At 44.4% G+C, this 21,042-nt stretch carries 14 protein-coding genes; 10 read left to right on the top strand and 4 right to left on the bottom strand.

All coding sequences use genetic code 11. The features are described 5' to 3' along the window. The first annotated feature begins 988 nt into the window (after positions 1-988). From AMBT_RS01755 to AMBT_RS01740, 4 genes are read left to right on the top strand one after another with little or no spacing between them, the layout of a single operon-like run. On the top strand, positions 989-1,627 hold the full coding sequence (locus AMBT_RS01755) for a DUF7010 family protein (protein ID WP_013782848.1): 639 nt from the start codon (positions 989-991) through the stop codon (positions 1,625-1,627). A 26-nt stretch (positions 1,628-1,653) separates the two neighbouring features. After that, positions 1,654-1,983 (top strand): DMT family transporter, encoded by a 330-nt coding sequence (locus AMBT_RS01750; RefSeq protein ID WP_013782847.1) that lies wholly within the window; start codon positions 1,654-1,656, stop codon positions 1,981-1,983. Positions 1,984-1,998: 15 nt separating this feature from the next. Then, on the top strand, positions 1,999-3,249 hold the full coding sequence (locus AMBT_RS01745) for a sensor histidine kinase (protein ID WP_013782846.1): 1,251 nt from the start codon (positions 1,999-2,001) through the stop codon (positions 3,247-3,249). 32 nt (positions 3,250-3,281) lie between these two features. Next, positions 3,282-3,887 carry a response regulator transcription factor gene (locus AMBT_RS01740; protein WP_013782845.1) on the top strand — a complete coding sequence of 202 codons (606 nt, stop codon included), beginning with the start codon at positions 3,282-3,284 and terminating at the stop codon, positions 3,885-3,887. Positions 3,888-3,960: 73 nt separating this feature from the next. On the opposite strand, the gene AMBT_RS01735 is transcribed toward AMBT_RS01740, so the two are convergent. Next, the gene (locus AMBT_RS01735) at positions 3,961-6,225 is read right to left on the bottom strand and encodes a TonB-dependent receptor (RefSeq protein WP_013782844.1); all 2,265 of its coding nucleotides are present in this window, start codon (positions 6,223-6,225) and stop codon (positions 3,961-3,963) included. Between the two features lie 777 nt (positions 6,226-7,002). Here AMBT_RS01735 and AMBT_RS01730 point away from each other — a divergent pair. The 6 genes from AMBT_RS01730 (at position 7,003) to AMBT_RS01705 (ending at position 15,636) form a co-directional block, all read left to right on the top strand. Next, positions 7,003-7,677 carry a GntR family transcriptional regulator gene (locus tag AMBT_RS01730; RefSeq protein ID WP_041452687.1) on the top strand — a complete coding sequence of 225 codons (675 nt, stop codon included), beginning with the start codon at positions 7,003-7,005 and terminating at the stop codon, positions 7,675-7,677. A gap of 23 nt (positions 7,678-7,700) precedes the next feature. Continuing rightward, positions 7,701-8,576 carry a methylisocitrate lyase gene (gene prpB / locus AMBT_RS01725; protein WP_013782842.1) on the top strand — a complete coding sequence of 292 codons (876 nt, stop codon included), beginning with the start codon at positions 7,701-7,703 and terminating at the stop codon, positions 8,574-8,576. Between the two features lie 313 nt (positions 8,577-8,889). After that, the gene (gene prpC / locus AMBT_RS01720) at positions 8,890-10,014 is read left to right on the top strand and encodes a bifunctional 2-methylcitrate synthase/citrate synthase (RefSeq protein ID WP_013782841.1); all 1,125 of its coding nucleotides are present in this window, start codon (positions 8,890-8,892) and stop codon (positions 10,012-10,014) included. Positions 10,015-10,041: 27 nt separating this feature from the next. Continuing rightward, complete coding sequence (gene acnD, locus AMBT_RS01715; protein ID WP_013782840.1) at positions 10,042-12,639, top strand: Fe/S-dependent 2-methylisocitrate dehydratase AcnD; 2,598 nt, start codon at positions 10,042-10,044, stop codon at positions 12,637-12,639. 428 nt (positions 12,640-13,067) lie between these two features. Next, a complete protein-coding gene (prpF, locus tag AMBT_RS01710; protein ID WP_013782839.1) occupies positions 13,068-14,249 on the top strand; it encodes a 2-methylaconitate cis-trans isomerase PrpF in 1,182 nt (393 codons plus the stop codon). Between the two features lie 151 nt (positions 14,250-14,400). Continuing rightward, complete coding sequence (locus AMBT_RS01705; protein ID WP_013782838.1) at positions 14,401-15,636, top strand: response regulator; 1,236 nt, start codon at positions 14,401-14,403, stop codon at positions 15,634-15,636. A gap of 120 nt (positions 15,637-15,756) precedes the next feature. On the opposite strand, the gene AMBT_RS01700 is transcribed toward AMBT_RS01705, so the two are convergent. The 3 genes from AMBT_RS01700 to arcB all read right to left on the bottom strand — a co-directional run bounded on the left by AMBT_RS01700 (position 15,757) and on the right by arcB (position 20,504). After that, complete coding sequence (locus AMBT_RS01700; RefSeq protein WP_013782837.1) at positions 15,757-17,487, bottom strand: PH domain-containing protein; 1,731 nt, start codon at positions 17,485-17,487, stop codon at positions 15,757-15,759. Then, a complete protein-coding gene (locus tag AMBT_RS01695; protein WP_013782836.1) occupies positions 17,487-18,065 on the bottom strand; it encodes a PH domain-containing protein in 579 nt (192 codons plus the stop codon). The genes AMBT_RS01700 and AMBT_RS01695 overlap by 1 nt, the downstream gene beginning before the upstream one ends. Before the next feature lie 81 nt (positions 18,066-18,146). Continuing rightward, on the bottom strand, positions 18,147-20,504 hold the full coding sequence (gene arcB / locus AMBT_RS01690) for an aerobic respiration two-component sensor histidine kinase ArcB (protein ID WP_013782835.1): 2,358 nt from the start codon (positions 20,502-20,504) through the stop codon (positions 18,147-18,149). Between the last annotated feature and the right edge of the window lie 538 nt (positions 20,505-21,042).

Genomic DNA, 21,042 nt, shown 5'->3' with positions numbered 1-21,042 from the left:
GTGGCACCAAGTAATCATTCAAGAAGTTAAGTCGCCAGTGTCTGCTCTTTGTCTGAAGCTGGCGTACAATGATATTTAAGTCAACTCCGCTTTTTTCCCATCACGGTAGTTGCTAATTACATTTATTGAGTTGCTTGTCCCTCAATGTCAGCATTGGATCAAGAAATGCTAACTGATGTTAAAAAACGACACTGCCAAATAAACGTTCATTTATTTAGGCTGCTTTTACTAAACATTGAAATAATACTTTTAATTCATTCAATCTAACACGAGGTGTATATCTGGGCAGGGATAGTGGCCATGTTCAGATAGAAACCTATTATGTTTGCGTATTATGGCTTTAATGTGCGAAATATCAGTGTTGCTACAAACGTCTAAACTGTTAGAAGGTAGATTAATTAAATTGTTCAAACAATCGATAGAAGTTGATAGGTCAGAATCATATTGCCTTAAGTCATGATCAAAATCGCTCTCAATTTCTTCTGTAACAGCCATATGGCGTCGCAACTTCAGTAGGCCTAAATCAGTTCGACAGTTCTCGAAAACATCTTTGAAGCACTTATCACCACGGGTCTTTCTTAATTTCAATGACCCAAACATGTTTTCAAAACTCTTTAAAAAAGCAGACAACTCATTGATTTTTTCTAAGCTTATTAAACTCATTCGATATTCTTTTTGACATGATTCTATATGTTTGGAAATGGTATATGATCAATAAAAAAACTCAATAAATACTTATGAGTGTCAACTAAATGTGGTGCTTGTCCAGATCGATAAGCAATCAAACTTACCTCAAAAAGATTTTTTGACAATCCGTCCGCTTAATGCCCTGAGCCACTCGTCAACCATTTTTATCCAACCCCATAGCTTATTCATGACAAATGTCATGTCACTTTGCTTACCTTTGTGACTAACCAAATTTTCTCGCGCATTACATACTTTCATCACTGCTTACGCACTTTTATTTATCAACTAAAGAGGCATCGTGATGAAAACACAAACGCTAACACTAGAACAACAACGCGACATTATGAAACAACGCCGCTTTATCGCGATGCCACTGGCAGGCACTCTGGTTTGGGCGGCGATTGGTTTTGCATCGCCTTTTTTCAACGAGGCAATACAAACCTGGATGCTTTACCTTGGCACGGGCGCTATTTTTTATATTGGTTCAGGACTTTCCTACCTTACTGGCGAACGTTTCTTTTCTAAAGACCGCCAAAATACAGAATTCGACACCTTGTTCTTTATTGGCATGGCGATGGCGTTACTGGTATTTGCCATCGCCCTACCCGTCGCCGCCATCGACCACACTACGCTTCCACTTAGTATTGGCATACTTACCGGGCTTATGTGGATGCCGCTATCGTGGGCTATTCAACACTGGGTTGGCTACTTTCACACTGTCGCCCGTACCCTAGGTATTCTCATTGCTTGGTATGTGTTTCCAGAAGCCCGGATTGAAGCCATATCAGCAGTTATTGTGGCAGTTTACTTGATATCACTTGTGGCATTGGAAGTAAGATATCGTGCCATTAACCGCACAACACTAAAAGTAAGTCGAGCTTCGGCTAACGCTGGCGTATCAATGTCAGCACGCTCTACTACTAGCCCTATTCCACAATAAGTTCATATTCATTACGGAGAGAAATTATGACTTACTTATTATTAGCCCTAGCCATTGTCACAGAAGTAACAGCTACGTTGTTGTTAAAGGCCTCAGACGGCTGGGAGAAATGGTACTTCGGCTATGGGGCTATCGCATTTTATATGGTTTCAGGAATACTATTTGCTACCGTGCTCAAGCATATGGGGGTGGGTGTTGCTTATGCCATATGGTCTGGAATGGGTATCGCCCTTATCACCGCAGCTTCCGTAATCTTATGGAAACAAACTTTCGACTTCTATGTCGCAATGGGTATTATATTAATTGTTTCAGGTACTTTGCTTATCACCAGCAAGTCTGCCGTTGTATTTCAATAAGGACGAAATACCTAGATGGATAGCAATTCAATAAAAAACAGCGACAAGGCCACTAGCGGTTCTGGTATAGCCACTAGCAGTTCTGGTATAGCCACTAGAGACTCCGGCGTAGCCATTAGCAAAAACTCTGCTAACCTACCATCGCCAGTATTACCCTTACTGGCAGACGGGCGCAAAAAAAAGTGGTCTTATAGCTCTTTGGTATTTTCGCTGTTTTACTTTGTGCCAATGTTATTTATGCAAAATGCGCCTTCCAATTGGGTAATGGCGCTTATTCTTACCGGCTTTGTCACCTTTGTTTTGCTTTATGTGTTGTGTGTAAACCAACCTGTAAATCGCTTACCTTATTACCTCACTGCAATGTTTTTTTTAGCCTACACCACCAGCTTGGTTAATCCTGGTGGCACGGTGATTTTTGGCTTTATTAGCTTTATTGTTGGCTACTATTATCGTTTACGTACCGGCATTATTTTATTATTGATAGTATCGGCTTCGCTCATTGTCATGAAAGTACATTTATACCCAACTGGGTTGTTTTTCTTTCTTGGCGCAGGAAGCAATATCGCTGTGCTATTTGGCTTTGGATATATGGAACGTAAGGAAACGCTTTTTCAACAAAAAGAAGCAAAGCACGCTGCCGCACTGGGTACCTTAAGTGCCATTGCCGAAAGAGAACGAATAGGCCGTGATCTTCATGATGTAGCTGGTCATGCATTAAGCAGCATTTCGTTGAAGGCTCAAGTGGCCGATAAATTACTGTCTAAAGGCCGCACAGCTGAAGCTCAAGTGGAAGTAAAAGCATTAGCGCAGCTGTCTCAGCAACTACTCAGTGAGATTAGGCAAACGGTAAGTGGCATTAAACACCTTTCCTTTAGCCAGGAAATCGCTAAGAATATGGCTAAGTTGTCGGAGCAGGGTTTTCATGAAGTGAGTGATGTAGACGAAAGCAGCTTCACTCATCTTACTCCCCTTCAAGAAACCCAATTGTCGTTAATAGTAAAAGAAGCGACTACGAATATTCTTCGTCATAGTAAGGGCAACCAAGCAGCGCTTACCCTTCAATGTACCAACGATATGTTGAATCTCGTTATAACTGATAATGGTAACAGCCACTGCCAAACAGAGGGCAACGGCATTCAAGGCATTCGCGAGCGAGCTGAACTCATTAATGCAACGGTTGAGTTTCAGTGGGGCTCCCCAACCGTGCTAACACTTCAATTACCGCTACTTTCTAAACCCGATAATAGCGCACAGAGCACACATTGAAATATGACTAATTCTATATCGAGCAACCGGCAATGAATCGAATTTTAGTGGTAGAAGACCAATCTTTGGTGCGTGATGCTATCGCCACCTTATTGTCTTTAGAAGACGACTTTGAAATAAGTGGGAAGTGCGCTAATGGACAAGAAGCGCTAGATTGGCTTGGCGCAAACGAAGTCCCCGACATTATTCTTACCGACATTGAAATGCCCTTAGTCTCGGGGCTAGATTTAGCAGAAAAGCTTGCAGCTTTATCTATAGGTAGCAAAGTGGTGGTAATGACCACATTCTCCAAACCTGGCTACATAAAGCGAGCGCTGGCACTGGGTGCTAAAGGGTTTGTTTTAAAAGAAGCTGACAGTGAGTACCTTGTAAGCTCATTACATAAAATTGTAAAAGGCGAAAGAGTTATTAGCCCCGAACTTGCTTTAATGGCACTGGATGATAATAACCCACTTTCGGCAAAAGAAAGCAAAGCACTGAAACTCGCCGCTGATGGATTAAAAACCCATGATATTGCGCAGAAGCTGTTTTTGTCAGAAGGTACCGTACGTAATTATTTGTCTGAAGCCATCGCAAAACTAGATGCTACCAACCGTGTAGATGCCGCCAGAATCGCAAAACAAAAAGGCTGGTTATAAACCAGCCTTTCTTATATCCGCTACACCTATCTCACATGTAGCGTTTATCTTTTTAGCTTACTCAATTCGTTCATTAAAACTCAGTTGAGAAGCGTACGCCAAATTCGCTGGCGTCATTGCTTAATACTTGCAGAATATAATCGCCGGTGTTTAAGCGAGCATTGTCATAACGCTCATCAAAAATATTACGGCCATATAATGCCACCGTGTAAGCCTCATCAGCTGGCGTGTATGCCACATCAAAGTTAACTAATTCTCGGCTTTCAATTTCCGTCATACGAGCAGGCTCTGAGCTAGGCTCACCGTACATATCTGCGCGGTATGAATAGTCGATACGAGCGCGAATTTTATCGCCACCTTCAAGGTCGAAAGTATATGACGGGCCAATCGCAAACGTTAAATCAGGCGTTAATGGTGCAACAGGATTAAATCCATCTTGCTCATCTACTTCAACGTCCATATAACCAATACTGGTCAACATGCTGAAGTTGCCTACGTTTAAGGTAGTATCTAGCTCGATACCGCGAGAAGTTTGCTCAACCACTAAGTTTGCTGTATCAAAACCGCCTTCACTTACACGGCTAACTTGGTAAGGTAGGTCTTCAAACTCAGTGTTAAATACTGCAACACTTACGTCGAAGTATTCATTAACGCGACCTTTAACACCCACTTCGTAGTTCACTGCGGTAATGTTGTCAGAAGCAACAAAACAGTTGCTTGCATTAACTGCTGCTACTGCGCCGTCTAAATCATCGAAGCCACCCGCGCCAAAGAACTCGCCAATTAGGCAGTATGGACGAGCAGGATATTGACCTGACTGATAACCGTTTTGAATAGTGGCATAACCTGTCATGCCATTTTCAAAGGTATAGTTGGTCGCCAATTCCCACGTCACTTCGTCCCATTCATTTGAATCGAAAATGGTGCCAAGGGCGTCAAAAACATTGGCAGATGCGTCTTTTTCATCTTCAGTGTAACGAATACCACCAGATACACTAAGCTCGTCAGTTAAGTCATGACGAAGGTTTAGGTACACTGCTTTACTGGTAGTTTCTTGATCAAGTTGAAGCGTGTTACCGCCACCATCAAAACTTGAATCGCTACCTTGGCGGTTACTACCTTCTTCATTGAAGTAATAAAGGCCAGCAACAAAGTCAGTGTACTCGTTGATATAACCATTTAATTGAACTTCAATTGACGTTTGGTCTGCTTCACCGCGTTCTGGATATTGGTCTAATGAATAGATAGTGCCATCATCGTCCAAACCCGCTTTGTACTTAGAGGTACGGCGGCTAGCAACGACTTTAGCCGTGTAATCGTCGCTAATATCCCATTCGGTAGTTAGAGACACACCACGGGCTTCATTCGATACGCTGGTCACTTCTGGTGTGCCTGTAGCGTTATCGTAAATGTCATACCCTTCTGGGGTTACATCACTATTTCTAAGCTCAAGACCTAGACTGTTTGTACCTGCATAAAAACGCCCTTCTGGCATTTCATCGATAAGCACTGTGTAAGGGCGTAAACCACCGTCACCATTGTTGGCATCAGCGGTTAGCACCATACGGAAATCATCAGACGGCTCATATTTTACCGAGATACGACCAGAAATATCTTCTGTTTCACCCACATCATATTCTGCATTAGGTACGTTAATGAACTCGCCCAAACCATCACGGGTGTTGTAAGCAAGGTTCATGTTAAATGCTAGGGTGTCAGATAATGCATGGTTCACGAACAAGTCAGTCTTAACACGACCGCGAGTACCGAACTCTGCATTCACTTTAGTCACATCGCCTTGATCTGGCTCTTTGGTAATGATGTTAATGGCACCACCAATAGAGTTACGACCGTATAGCGTACCTTGAGGACCACGAAGTACCTCGATACGCTCGATGTTATTCAAGCTCCAGTTTTGACCCACTTGGCGGCCTAAATAAACGCCATCAACATAGACGCTTACGCCTGGATCAGTAGTGATAAGGTGATCTTGAAGACCAATACCACGAATAAAAGGGTTTACAGAAGAAGTGTGACCCGCTGAGAAGCCCGTTACGTTTAAGTTTGGAACAAACTTACCAACATCCGTTAAGTCAGTAATGCCTTGTTCAGCTAACATATCACCATCAAATGCACTAATTGCAATTGGTACTTCATAGATAACTTGAGGACGCTTGGTTGCTGTAACGGTAATCGCTTCATACATTTGTTCTTCAGTGGCTTCAGCCTCTTGAGCAAATGCAGAATGAGAAATAGCAGGTACAGTTAACGCTACTGCCAAAGCGACAGGCGAAAGCCTACTAACTAGTGTCTTAGACACGTCAGTATTGGTGATCATGTGTAACCCCTTTGCGAGAGTGTTTAGTGTCAAAAAATTTATTGTTTTTAGGCTGCTTCAAGTTCTCTATGGAACTTTAAAACCAATAGACTCACAAAATAGAGGGCGTTACGACGAGTAACATTTAGCTGATTTATGGATATCCTGATGAAAGTGGCGTGTATCCCTACTGGTTTTAGTGTCACTTTCTCTACCCTACCAGCCCCCATCTACCCACGACCGAGTATTGGCTTGAAGACTGGAGAAATATCATACTGACTTCTTTTTAACTTGCATAGCGAAATATTGCACTTTTATTAAATTGAGACTTTAAAATTAGACTAATTGGTTAGGTCGAAAACGGTGCTAAACCACTCATCTCAATTGACATATTATTTTTTATAATCATTACGTTAGCATCGGTTACTTATTAACCATAAAATCGATTCCCTTTAACTATTCACTAGACCATTTAGACAATATTTCCCCTTACCTTTACAATATTCAGTTAAAAAGCACTACAATTTGCAGGTGCACTAGGCTGTATTAGTTTGTTTGATAGCCGCCCCCCACTTAATTCACCCTCTTTAATTCGCCCTCTCTGTACTCAAGCTCTTGTCGCTAGCCTTTTAGATTAACCTCTTGCATTAGCAGCAAATTGTTACCTTTTTTATTTTTATTAAGTATTCCACTTATAAAAATCAACACCACTTTGTCGACAATAACTACCAAGAAAGTTTGACCGAGCCACTTAAACCCTCTATATTGTCGACATGTAATAAATTTGTGGTGAATAGCTTGTCGGTACAGATAACCCTAGAAAAGCCTGTAACTAATGCGGATAGAACCTTCTTTCAATTGCGTAAAGACATTGTAGAAGGCGTTATTCCTGCAGGCTCTAAACTCAGTGAAACTGAGTTGTCGACAAAATACGAAGTCAGCCGCGCGGTTATTCGCGAAGGTATTAATCGTCTTGCCGCCTGCCACCTTGTAGAACGCAAAGCGAACATAGGGGCCAAAGTTGTATCGCTAACCCCTGAAGGGCTGATTCAGCTTTACCAAGTAAGAGAAGCATTAGAAGGCATGGCCGCACGCCTTGCTGCAAGACACATGAGCGACGAAGAAGTCGCCTCATTACAAGGCTTATTAGATTCTCACTTTAATAAAGTGAAAGACGCCCAGCTCTATTACCAAGAAGCCGGCGACGTGGACTTCCACTACCGCATCGTGACTGGCAGTAAAAACAGCCACCTCATTAGCGTGTTAATAGACGGGCTCTATCATCTTGTACGCATGTATCGCGTTCAACTAGGCATGGCTGGCCCAAGAGTTACCACTGCCTTTGATGAACACAGACACATTGTGAACGCGATTGCGAATCGCGATGAAGAGCTAGCCGAGATGCTAATGCGCCGCCATATTCTTTATTCAAAGAACAATATTGAAAACAAACTTAACGCCACACCAACCTAATTTAAAACCAGAGAGTGTTACTTATGAGTGCAGGAAAGAAATTCAGACAAGCACTGGCCGACAATAAGCCACTGCAAATATTAGGCACCATTAATGCCTATACCGCCATGATGGCAAAATCTATCGGTCACAAAGCGATATACCTCTCCGGCGGTGGCGTTGCGAATGCTTCATACGGGCTACCCGATTTGGGCATGACATCACTAAACGACGTTATTGTTGATGTACAACGCATCACGTCAGCCTGTGATTTACCCTTATTGGTAGACATAGACACAGGCTGGGGCGGCGCATTTAATATTGCAAAAACCATTCGCGATATGGAAAAAGCAGGCGCAGCGGCTGTGCATATGGAAGATCAAGTTGCGCAAAAGCGCTGCGGTCATCGCCCTAACAAAGAAATTGTGAGCACAGAAGAAATGGTCGATCGCATTAAAGCCGCGGTGGATGCCAGAACCGACCCAGACTTTTTCATTATGGCGCGTACTGATTCTTTCGCTCAAGAAGGGTTAGAAAAAGCCATTGAACGCGCTAAGGCTTATGTTGCGGCCGGTGCCGATGGCATATTTGCAGAAGCAGTAAAAACTGAAGAACACTACCGCGCATTTTCAGAAGCGTTAGACGTCCCTATTCTTGCCAACATTACCGAATTCGGACAAACCGAACTTTGGAACAAAGAACAACTTGGCGAATGGGGCGCTGCGATGGTGCTTTACCCACTAAGTGCATTTCGCGCCATGAACAAAGCTGCCGAAAACGTTTACCAATCAATACTGGATAATGGCGATCAAAAAGCCGTTGTCGACACCATGCAAACACGCATGGAGTTATACGATTACCTTGGCTATCACGACTACGAGCAAAAGCTCGACGAACTGTTCGCCAAAGGCAAAGGCTAGCGGCTGAGATGACTCGAGGCAGTATTGCCTGCGGGCTGAATTGAGTAGAGGCCGCTTTGGCTGCGAAGCCGCTTTGGCTGAGGAGGCAGGGATACGGCGCTGCCACGCCGTAAACCCATCCATGGGGGCTCCGCCTCGGCATCCATGCCTCGGAGGGGCAGCGCTCGTATTCCCTGCCTCCCCATCCGCGGCCTCGAACGCCAATTTGCATCGAGTAATACTTTGTTAAAAACAACGCTTTTAAATATCGATTGTTGAATTAAAAACTAAACAAACTTTTGTACCTTACATACACAAGACCGGAGACAACAAGATGGCTAAACAATTAAGTGGCGCGGGATTACGCGGCCAAGTTGCAGGAAAAACAGCACTGTCTACTGTAGGCGTATCAGGTTCTGGCCTGACATACCGTGGTTACGATGTAAAAGATTTAGCAGCCAGTTGCCAGTTTGAAGAAGTGGCTTATCTTATTTTAAAAGGTAAATTGCCTACCCAGTCCGAGTTAGATGAATACAAAGCCTTACTTCGAAGTATGCGCGGATTGCCTCAGGCTCTTAAAGATGTATTAGAGCGTATTCCAAAAGACGCACATCCTATGGACGTACTTCGTACAGGTTGTTCTATGTTGGGCAACCTTGAAATGGAAAACGATTTCAGCGAACAGCAGCAAGCAACTGATCGTATGTTAGCTTGTTTCCCAAGCATTATTTGCTATTGGTATCGCTTTACTCACGATGGCGTTCGTATTGATGTAGAAACCGATGACGATTCAATCGGTGGTCATTTCTTGCATATGCTGCACGGCGAAAAACCACGTGAGCTACATGAACAAGTCATGCACGTTTCACTTATTTTGTACGCAGAGCACGAATTCAATGCCTCTACCTTTACCGCTCGCGTATGTGCCTCAACCTTGTCAGATATGCACTCATGTGTCACCGGCGCTATTGGCTCACTTCGCGGTCCATTGCATGGCGGTGCGAATGAAGCAGCTATGGAAATGATTGAAGGCTTTACCTCGGCAGACGACGCTGAAGAAAAAATGATGGCCATGCTTGCCCGTAAAGACAAAATCATGGGCTTTGGCCATGCCATTTATTCTGAATCTGACCCTCGCAACGAAATCATCAAAGGCTGGTCTGAAAAGCTCGCTGCCGATGTAGGTGACGAGGTACTTTACCCCGTATCTGTGCGCTGTGAAGAAGTGATGTGGCGCGAGAAAAAGCTATTCTGTAACGCTGATTTTTTCCACGCTTCCGCCTATAACTTTATGGGAATCCCCACCAAGTTGTTTACCCCTATCTTCGTGATGTCTCGCCTAACGGGCTGGGCAGCACACGTGATGGAACAACGCGCTGACAACCGTATTATTCGCCCATCAGCTGAATATACTGGTGAAGATATTCGTGACGTACCTCCTATGTCTGCACGTAGTTAACGACTAAGGCTTAAAATCATGAGTAATATGAACTACGAATACCGTAAACCTTTGCCTGGCGCAGGTATCGATTTCTTTGATACCCGCGAGGCAGTGGAAGCCATTGAACATGGTGCCTACGATAAACTTCCCTACACCTCACGGGTGTTTGCTGAAAACTTAGTGCGCCGTTGTAACCCTGACGCATTAACCGATTCACTTAAGCAGTTTATTTATCGCAAGAACGACTTGGATTTTCCGTGGTTTCCAGCCCGCGTGGTTTGCCACGACATTCTGGGGCAAACCGCGTTGGTTGACTTGGCTGGCTTACGGGATGCCATTGCGGCGAAAGGCGGCGATCCGGCGAAAGTAAACCCCGTTGTGCCTACCCAGTTAATTGTCGATCACTCATTAGCCGTTGAACATGCGGGTTTTGAACCCGACGCGTTTGAAAAAAACCGCGCTATTGAAGATAGACGTAACGACGACCGATTCCATTTTATCGACTGGACTAAGTTAGCGTTTAAAAACGTGGATGTGATACCGCCGGGTAATGGCATTATGCACCAAATCAACTTAGAGCGTATGTCGCCAGTTATTCAGTCTCGCGACGGCGTCGCTTTTCCAGATACCTTGGTCGGCACCGACAGCCACACTCCTCATGTTGATGCACTAGGCGTTATTGCTATTGGTGTAGGCGGCCTTGAAGCAGAAAGCGTTATGCTGGGGCGCGCCTCTTACATGCGCCTACCTGATATTGTAGGTGTTGAACTTACCGGTAAGCCACAGCCCAATATTACTGCTACCGATATTGTATTGGCACTTACCGAGTTTTTACGTAAAGAGCGTGTGGTGTCTTCTTATTTGGAATTTTATGGCGAAGGTACTACGCACCTTACCCTTGGCGATCGCGCTACTATTTCAAACATGACACCCGAATACGGCGCCACCGCGGCGATGTTCTACATCGACCAGCAAACCATCGATTATTTGCGCTTAACTGGCCGTGAAGAAAAGCAAATTGCCTTAGTTGAACAATACGCGAAGCACACCGGTTTATGGGCAGATTCATTAGCGAGTGCCGAATACGAGCGTGTTCTCACTTTTGATTTATCCTCTGTTGGCCGCAACATGGCTGGCCCATCTAATCCACATGCTCGTTTAGCCACCAGCGACTTGGCTCAGCGCGGCGTTGCCAGCGCATGGGAACAAGAAGAAGGAAAAATGCCTGATGGTGCGGTAATTATCGCTGCCATTACCAGTTGTACTAATACGTCTAACCCGCGCAATGTGATTGCAGCAGGCTTAATTGCCCGCAATGCAAACCAGCGTGGCTTAACCCGTAAACCTTGGGTGAAAAGTTCGTTAGCGCCAGGTTCTAAAGCGGTAAAACTGTATTTAGAAGAAGCCGATTTGATGGGCGAATTGGAACAGTTGGGCTTTGGTGTAGTGGCCTTTGCCTGCACCACCTGTAACGGAATGAGCGGCGCGCTAGACCCGAAAATTCAGCAAGAAATTATAGACCGTGACTTATACGCCACGGCAGTGCTTTCTGGTAACCGTAATTTCGATGGCCGTATTCACCCGTATGCGAAACAAGCCTTTTTGGCATCACCGCCATTAGTGGTTGCCTACGCCATTGCAGGTACGGTTCGTTTCGATATTGAAAAAGACGTACTAGGCATAGATAACGACGGTAACCCTGTCACGCTCAAAGATATTTGGCCAAGCGATGAAGAGATTGATGCCATTGTCGCGAAAAGCGTGAAGCCAGAGCATTTTCGTAAAGTGTACGAGCCCATGTTCGATTTAAAAGTGAATACTGGCAGCGACATTAGCCCGCTGTATGATTGGCGTGAAATGAGTACCTATATTCGCCGCCCGCCTTATTGGGAAGGTGCGATGGATGCTGAGCGCACCATGACGGGTATGCGACCGCTGGCTATATTGGGCGATAACATTACCACCGATCATTTATCGCCATCGAATGCGATTATGGCTACCAGTGCAGCTGGTGAGTATTTGGCGAAAATGGGGTTACCGGAAGAAGACTTTAACTCTTATGCCACCCATAGGGGCGACCATTTAACTGCGCTTCGCGCTACTTTGGCGAACCCGAAAGTGTTCAACGAGATGGTGCTTGAAAACGGCGAAGTGAAACAGGGCTCGCTTGCTCGCATCGAGCCAGAAGGCAAAGTGGTGCGCATGTGGGAAGCCATTGAAGCCTACATGCAGCGCAGACAGCCCCTGATTATTGTAGCTGGTGCCGACTATGGTCAGGGCTCTTCACGCGACTGGGCTGCCAAAGGTGTTCGTTTAGCTGGGGTAGAAGTCATTGCCGCAGAGGGCTTCGAGCGTATTCACCGTACCAACTTACTTGGCATGGGTGTATTACCTCTTGAGTTTAAGCCAGGTACAACACGCAAAACCCTTGAACTTGATGGCACTGAAACCTACGACGTTAAAGGTGAACCTGCACCGGGTGCTACGCTAACCTTAGTGGTTAATCGAGCCAACGGTGAAACCCTAGATGTGCCCGTAACCTGTCGCTTAGATACCGCAGAAGAGGTGTCGATTTACAGCGCAGGCGGTGTGCTTCAACGCTTTGCCAAAGACTTCTTAGAAGCTGAAGAGGTTGAGGGCTAACGCCTTCATCTTAGCGCATTGACGTTTGGCACTGCCACTTCACTTCATAAACACGCCGTGACCCCATCCATGGGGGCTCTGCCGCAGCATCCTTGCTGCGGAAGGTTTATGAAGCGAAGTAGCTCAATACCTTGGTGTGTAACGACGTTAAGCCAAAACTTGTAATACAACTGTGGAAAGTGATTTTTAAGCGCTGCTTTCGCTGTGTGACTGGTTGCCTAGCTCCCAACTTACATCCATGCGTATTGAGGGCACTGAGCCCAAATTACGTTCCCCTAACATCCTCCAACAACGTTTAATTAGGTGGTGGATTTAAGTGATGGATTGGTGTGTTTTAAGTGGGGTTTAATCGTTATTACGGTTCGCAACCACTCATCGTAACCAATTAACGTAATCAGCCATTGCCACCACTCAAAAAAGGAATAAACATGACGAAGTATGCCCCTCAAATTCGTGTACCAGCTACCTATATGCGCGGTGGTACCAGTAAAGGTGTGTTCTTTAACGTATCTGATTTACCCGAAGCGGCGCAGCAGCCTGGACCGGCGCGAGATGCGCTTTTATTGCGTGTGATTGGCAGCCCAGACCCTTACGGTAAACAAACCGATGGCATGGGTGGCGCTACGTCGAGCACTAGCAAAACCGTGCTTATTAGTAAGAGTGAGCGCGATGATTACGATGTCGACTACTTATTTGGTCAAGTTTCTATCGACAAGCCTTTTGTAGATTGGAGTGGAAACTGCGGTAACTTGACGGCCGCAGTGGGCGCATTTGCGATAAATAATGGGTTGGTCGATGCCAATAAAATTCCAGATAACGGCATTGCTGTCGTCAATATTTGGCAAGCTAACATCAATAAAGCCATTATTGCCAAGGTGCCTATTACTCATGGTGAAGTGCAAGAAACCGGCGACTTTGAATTAGACGGGGTGACGTTTCCTGCCGCAGAAGTTGAGGTTGCGTTTGTCGACCCTGCCGATGGCGAAGGCGCTATATTTCCTACCGGTCGTTTAGTCGATACGCTTGAAGTACCTGATGTAGGCTCTTTCAGTGCCACCATGATTAACGCAGGCATTCCGACTATTTTCATCAACGCTGAAGATATTGGCTACACGGGTACGGAACTTCAAGATGACATTAATAACGATGATGCCGCCCTTGCCAAATTTGAAGCTATTCGTGCTTATGGCGCGGTGAAAATGGGGCTAATTAATGATATTGGCGAAGCGGCCTCTCGCCAGCACACGCCCAAAGTCGCTATGGTAGCGCCACCTGCAGGCTATAAGGCCTCTAGTGGTAAAGATATTTTGGGAAATGATATTGATGTACTGGTTCGCGCTATGTCTATGGGTAAGCTGCATCACGCTATGATGGGCACAGCCGCTGTGGCCATAGCTGCAGCTGCGGCTATTCCGGGTACATTAGTGAACCTTGCTGCTGGTGGCAGTGAACGTGAAGCAGTTGTTTTTGGACACCCCTCAGGCACCTTGCGTGTAGGCGCAAAAGCAAGCTTTGAAAACGACAAATGGAATATTGAACAAGCCGTCATGAGTAGAAGCGCCCGCATATTGATGGAAGGCTGGGTTCGCGTTCCGCAAGAACAAAGCTAACCAACAGTATAAAATTTAACCCTTTGAGAAATGCCAGCTTTTCTTCCCTTATCGCTAAGGTAGACTTCCGTATAATATTGCGCTCTTAGGGGCGCTTTTTTTATGTTTATTCGTTATTCTTTTCGTCTGATTACTTAGAGTCCACGTTGTCATGAATAAAGTATTGGTGGTAGAAGACAGCCTAACCGTTCGTAAAATTTTAAGTAAACTATTAGAAGACAACCCGTACTTAACGCCAATCCTTTGTAAGGATTTCGCTGAAGCAACGCAAGAACTTAAAAAAGGACACGACTTTCTTGCCGCTATTGTAGATTTAAATTTACCTGATGCTCCCAACGGTGAGAGCGTAGATTTAAGTTTATCGTATTCAATTCCCACTTTGGTGTTAACAGGCAATTTTGATGAGTTTACCCGAGCACAACTTCTCGATTTAGGTGTACTTGATTATATAACCAAAGAATCTCGCTATTCCTACAATCAGGTCATCAAGCTCATTGACCGCTTGAGAAAAAACCTCACCACTAAAGTACTCGTTGTTGAAGACTCTGTTACTAGTCGAAACTATATTTGCAGCCTGCTTAAAAAATTCCAATTCCAAATATATGAGGCAAGTGATGGCCTAGAGGCGCTCAATTTGCTTGCTGAGCATCAAGATATCCGTATGGTAATTTCCGATCATCGCATGCCTAATATGGATGGATACGAACTCATTAAAGCAATTAGACACGAACGTCGAATGCAAGATTTAATCTTTATAGGGCTTTCAGGTACCAATGATGGCGTACTTTCCTCTAAGTTCATCAAAAGTGGCGCTAACGACTTCCTTTCTAAACCTTTCTATCATGAAGAGTTCTTCTGCCGAGTGATGCAAAATTTAGAAGCTCAGGAAATGATTCAGACCATCAGGCAATCAGCCAATATCGATCCCCTGACTCAAGTTTACAATCGCCGCTACCTTATAGAACAAGGAGAAGAAATATTAGCCGAGGACACGTCTACCTCTGCGGTAACCGTATGTATGATTGATATCGATAACTTTAAATCGGTGAATGACAATCAAGGTCACAAGGCAGGTGATATGTTGCTTCAGGAGTTTGCCACTTTGTTAAAAGAACATTTTAGTGAAGACTTGGTGGTTCGCTACGGCGGTGAAGAGTTTACAGTAATATCTACCCGAGCTTTAAAGGAGCATCTTGGGAACGTTTCGCAATTTATTAACCTTGTCCGAAGCTCACGTTTCACGCAACACGAATTAAACATAACGTGCAGCATTGGTATTTGCGCAGAAAAACACACTGACCTTGAAACGCAAATTGACATTGCTGACAAACGGCTTTATCAAGCTAAGCGTACTGGAAAAGATAGAATAATTGCTAGTGACAGCTAACGCTAAACAATTGCATCATACGTGCCCAAATTAGTCGCTTCGATTGCTTTAACGTAATCACAAAAATAAAACAAGCTGTGGTCATATTCTGGAGGTACCACGCTTGTTATCGATAAATTGTTACATCCAAGACTTTCGTTTCGATTCCACTTCAAATAGCACGTTATTAGCTAACTCATTCGCATAATCTTCAGGTAAAAACGGCACTAAAATAGCCCCAGATGCTAATACAAACTGCACCGTCGCAAGCTTTCGCCTTTTCATGAACACACTTTGCTTTACCACTACCTGCTGAACTTTGTAGGGTTCGAAGCATAAGTAATCCACACCTATGCGCCCTCGCCTTACATAAATGTATTTACCGTCGCTAACCACACCCCAACGCCACCATCTAAGCACAATAACACTTAGCAGTATTGCGCTAACAAAAGTGACCCCTGCAGTAATATCTAAATGTTCTATATAGATGCCGAATCCAGCACCCACCATAAAAGGAATAGAAAGCCCTGCTATCACCCAGTGTAAAATGTAACGCTTGCTTATAGACTGGTAGTCGCTACGGCGAATTTTACTCTGCGGCATGACTTCTTGGCTTAACTCATCCGCTTCGTCTTCAGTCACAGAAGGTACAATAAGTCGGTTTGGCGACATAAGCTCATTGGTCGAGTGCCCAATTGATGCGTTTTGCTCGAAGTACAGGTTCACGCGCTTAAGAATTCTGTCTAACCAATCTTGCTTCGCAGAAATTACTTGAATGCGGGATGCCCGCATACTCACTTCTTGTTTATTCAATAAACCACTTCTGCGGATATATCTGTCGTTGTGGCGCGACAATGTATAATCGTAAAAGGTAAACAGAGCCCCGCCAATACTAATCACTGCGACCAAGGCCATAGCCATCATTAGCATCACAAACGCGTACAAGCCAAACTGCCACCACGCTATGGTCTGCTCGCCAACAAGCTGATTTAGCTGCAAGCCCTTTTCAGCCAGCCATTCTGATAGGTAGCCAAACGCATTGTCATAAAAGGGGGCTGCAGCACCTAATAAAATCCATACTCGGTTGTTGGTAATTCCGTGGATCACAATATCGGTTATAGAGCGCCTATTCAGTATGGTTTCGCCATCCTCGTTGGTTTCTAAATAGCGCTTGCTTTGGTCACTGTTGACCGCAGTATTAGCAACAGCATTGCTATCATTTACATAAGAGCTTGCGTGGCGCCCAGTCTCTTGATGCCCAGTCTCTTGATGCCCAGTTTGTTGATGCCCAGTCTCTTGATGTTCTTCCTCGCTATCTCGAGCGTCTAGGGGGCGAGAGTCTTGATGCTCGGCAAGCACTTGCTTTCTTAAGGCATGAGCATAGGCCAAAGGAACGGCGACAATTTTAGCCTCTTCTCCTGCACTTCCAGCGGTATCAAGTATCACAAGTGCGAAGCCGAACGGTCGATAGTAGAAAGGTAATTCAATTTTTACATTCTGAATACGCCAAAATGGCAAGTTGGTGTAACTTCGAGAAAACACACCACTGTGAATTTCAACGTGCTGGTTGTTTACTCTAAAGCGGTACATGAAGAAACTGACGACACCGCTTGAAAAGAAAATAATGAAGATCGCAGCAATGCCTAAAAAGGTATTGGGCGATTGAATGTTATCGGTAATATTGGCCGTTACTGCAATGGCCGGTACGGCGTAAATGGCGCCTTGTGCCATGTTTTTAATGCTGCGAAGGGTAAAATAAGCAATGGCAATGGGGGAAAGCCTACGCCAGCCTTCGCCGGTATCAACCTTAACGGCTTTCCCTTGTGCGCTGCTTTCGGAGGGCTTCGCCGATTCTACTTCGGGGGAAGCCATTATTTTGCACTCACATCTTTATGATCAAGTATGAACTGCCTTAACCGCTCGGCCACCTCCACCTCTATACCTGGAATTTCAAACGTGTGGGTAGCACCACCAGCCGAAAAAACCTGCAAAGAAGCTAAACCAGCTAGGCGCGCAATCGGCCCACGTTTTAATTCAACATGTTGAACGCGAAGTATGGGCTGGCAAGATAACGACCTAAATACCAAGCCTGATTGCAAGCTTAAGTCTTGTTCACGCAGGGCATATTTAATAAGCGGATCGGCAAAAAAATGATAGGTCGTCCATAAACATCCCAGCACACAAATGCCCACAACAATATAAGGAAAGGCGGCGACCAAGGGCTCTGGTAGCGCGAAAAATGACTGATACCGTAGCGCACTAGCCACCATGATAAGCACAAACGCTATGCCAAAAGCCAATGAAATATTAATCACGCGGTAACGCGGAGAAATCGCTTCTAAATTAAGTTGGTGAAGTTGAGGCTTGTCTGATGCAGACGTGTTTTCATTAGCTGTTATAGCGTCTAGCTGAGCGTTGCTAAACGTCTCGTTATCAGTACTCATTGTCATTACGTCTACCCCTTGTAAACTCGCGAAATCAACTTTCAAATAAAAACGGGGCCTAATCAGCCCCGTAATTTGATAAACGAATTAATCGTCTACTCGCTGCTGATTAAGCCAATCCTGCAAGGCTTTCATGTCGTACTGTACCGCCATCTGCAATTCTTCAACCCAATCATGAACGTTTTGCCACCACGTTGGGTGATCGCCTTGTTGAATTTGATTTGCAATACGCTGAACACGAGCAAGCCCTACAGAACCCGCCGCACCTTTAATTTTATGCGCTTGCGAGCAGACTTCAGATTTCTCATCAGCGCTTAGGCTCAACTGCAAAATTTCCATGTATTCAGGCATTTTCTCCTGGAACACTTTCACACTTGCTCGCACCATATCATCGCCTATTGTATCCACTAACATCTGGAGCAAGTCCATATCTAAAATGTTACTTAATATTTTGCTTGGCTCTGGTGGGCGTTCTACCTGACCTTCAACTTCTAATGGTGCAGGCGGCGCATGGAATAATTCGTTGAACACCTCAATCACGCGAGATTTCTTAATGGGCTTGGCAATAATATCGTCCATGCCATTTTGCAAATATTCTTCCCGCTTTTTAATCACGTTCGCAGTAAGTGCCACAATAGGCGTTTGCATTACTAAGTCTTCTTCATGCAGCGTACTGGCCACGTCGAAGCCCGTCATATCTGGCAACTGAATATCTAACAGTATTAAGTCGTATTGGTTCGCGCGGGCTTTATCAATCGCTTCTTGCCCCGTCATGGCCACATCCACCTTTTGCCCCATTTTTTCAAGCAAGGCTTTGGCAACCATCACATTAAGTTCAATATCTTCTACCAGTAGAATGTTCAAGTCAGTAACCTGAAGCTGCGCCACTTGCATAGGCTTTTTCGATATTTCTACCGGAAGCTCTATTTCAAAGCGCGTGCCTTTACCTACCACACTGGTAACCTTGATATTACCCTTCATTAAATCGACCATTTGCTTACAAATAGCCAAACCAATACCGGTGCCTGTTGCAGACTGGTGATCGGGGTGATCAACCTGATAGTACATAGCGAAGATTTTTTCTATCTCTTCTTCAGGTATGCCTACCCCAGTATCTTCAATAACAAAAGTCACGAACGCGACGTCATTTTCTGGTTTAGTGGCTTCAATGGATAAGCTCACATGGCCTTTTTGGGTAAACTTCACTGCGTTAAACAGGATATTCCACAAAATTTGGCGCAGGCGCGTGCCATCGACTTCAACTAATCTCGGAAGAGGCTCTTTAATCGTAGTCTTAAGCTCTAGCTGTTTATCACCCGCTAATAGTCGAATAATACTGCTTAGCTCTTCGGTGAAGTCGCGAAGCGATACAGTCTTTAAACTAAGCTCAACTTTATCTCTATCCAGCTTATCCAAATCGATAATATCGTTAAAGATATTGCCAAGCGTGATAGCACTGGCATAAATAGTACTTACCCAGCTAAATTGCTCTTCGTTTAATTCGGTATCGCGCAGCATTCTACTTAAGCCAACAATACCGTTTAACGGCGTACGTAGTTCGTGGCTAATCGTAGCGATAAAGCGCGTTTTGTCGGTACTGGCTTTCGCTGCTGCATTTTCTGCTTGTTTACGTTCAGTCATGTCTCGACCAAATGATAGCAAGCCTAAACGGTTACCTTCTTTATCGAAGAATGGAACTCGCTTCATTTCGAAGTAGCGACGGCGGCCATCGGCAAAGCGTAGCCATAACTCTTCGGTAATACTGGCGTTAGTTTCTAGTACTTCGTGATCACTGGCGACGATTTGTCGCGCCAAGTCTTCTTCATAAACATCGGTAGGGGTTAAACCAAGCAGTTCCTGCTCTGTTTTACCCGTCATGAGTTCTGCTATACGGTTACAGCCCGCAAAGCGCCCTTCTTCATTACGGTAGTAAATAAGATCTGGCGAGGCATCGATAATCGAGCGCAGCAAGGTAGATAAGCGGCGGGCTTGCGCTTCTTGTTCAGATTTATCCTGAATTTCACGCTCTAAGTCTTTAAATAAGGCTTCACGCTCTTCTTGCGCTAATTTACGCTGCTCAATTTCGTGATTTAATTGGCGGATATTTGTTTGCAGCTCACGGTTAAGAAAAACATCTTCTTCTCGCAAGCGCTCTAGTTGGCTTACCACTTCTTTAAGATTGGTACGTGAATTTTCTAACTGCTTTATAAGTTCGCTAAAAAAGTACAGTACCCAAGGTGCCGAAAGCATGGTGAGTATAACCGCGCTGATAAAGTCATCAGGCTGTACTGCACTGCCCATGCTTACGCGAATTACGTAAGAGCCGCCAAGCGTAAATACCAGCGAAAATACAACGAACAGAATACTTAACTTAAGCGTACCGAAGCGCTGTACAAACTGCGCAAAACGAATAGCCCAAGAATCGTTTGGTGAATCTGAATGCATGAACGACTTATTTTTAGGATTATATTCAGCATATCCTATCAGGCTTTATGCATTACGGAAATGCTGACAGACACCGTATCTACTGAACAATAGAATGTTGTTTATAGGAATTGATTCACCATGGTGTAATTTTTGTACAACTGCAAATGATTCTGGTAGGCTGGATATAAAGAATGAACAACTACATAAAAATACAGAAAACATGCCTTTGACTAGATATTAAATCCTTCAATGTGAATTTTTATTCACTTTTAGCGATTCCAAGTCACTTACTTGAATTTCATTGCCTACCAATAGAACGATATATCGGGTTATAACATTTTTGTTACAAAGATGAATTTAAAAGTTTAACATCATGAAAGTATTGATAATTTTAAACTATATGCTAAATCTTTGCTATACCCTTAATTTTAGCGTTTGATTTTACATATCAATATAGGTATTTTGTACGCCCCGCAAAGCAATAATGCATAAAAATGCGGAACACGACTGGAATCCTCTAATAATAAATAACGACAAGAAAAGGCGCATAGAGCGG

This window comes from Alteromonas naphthalenivorans (genome assembly GCF_000213655.1).
Classification (GTDB): Bacteria; Pseudomonadota; Gammaproteobacteria; order Enterobacterales; family Alteromonadaceae; genus Alteromonas; species Alteromonas naphthalenivorans.
The sequence above is the reverse complement of the archived record's forward strand: the minus strand, read 5'-3'. Positions and strand labels throughout refer to the sequence as shown.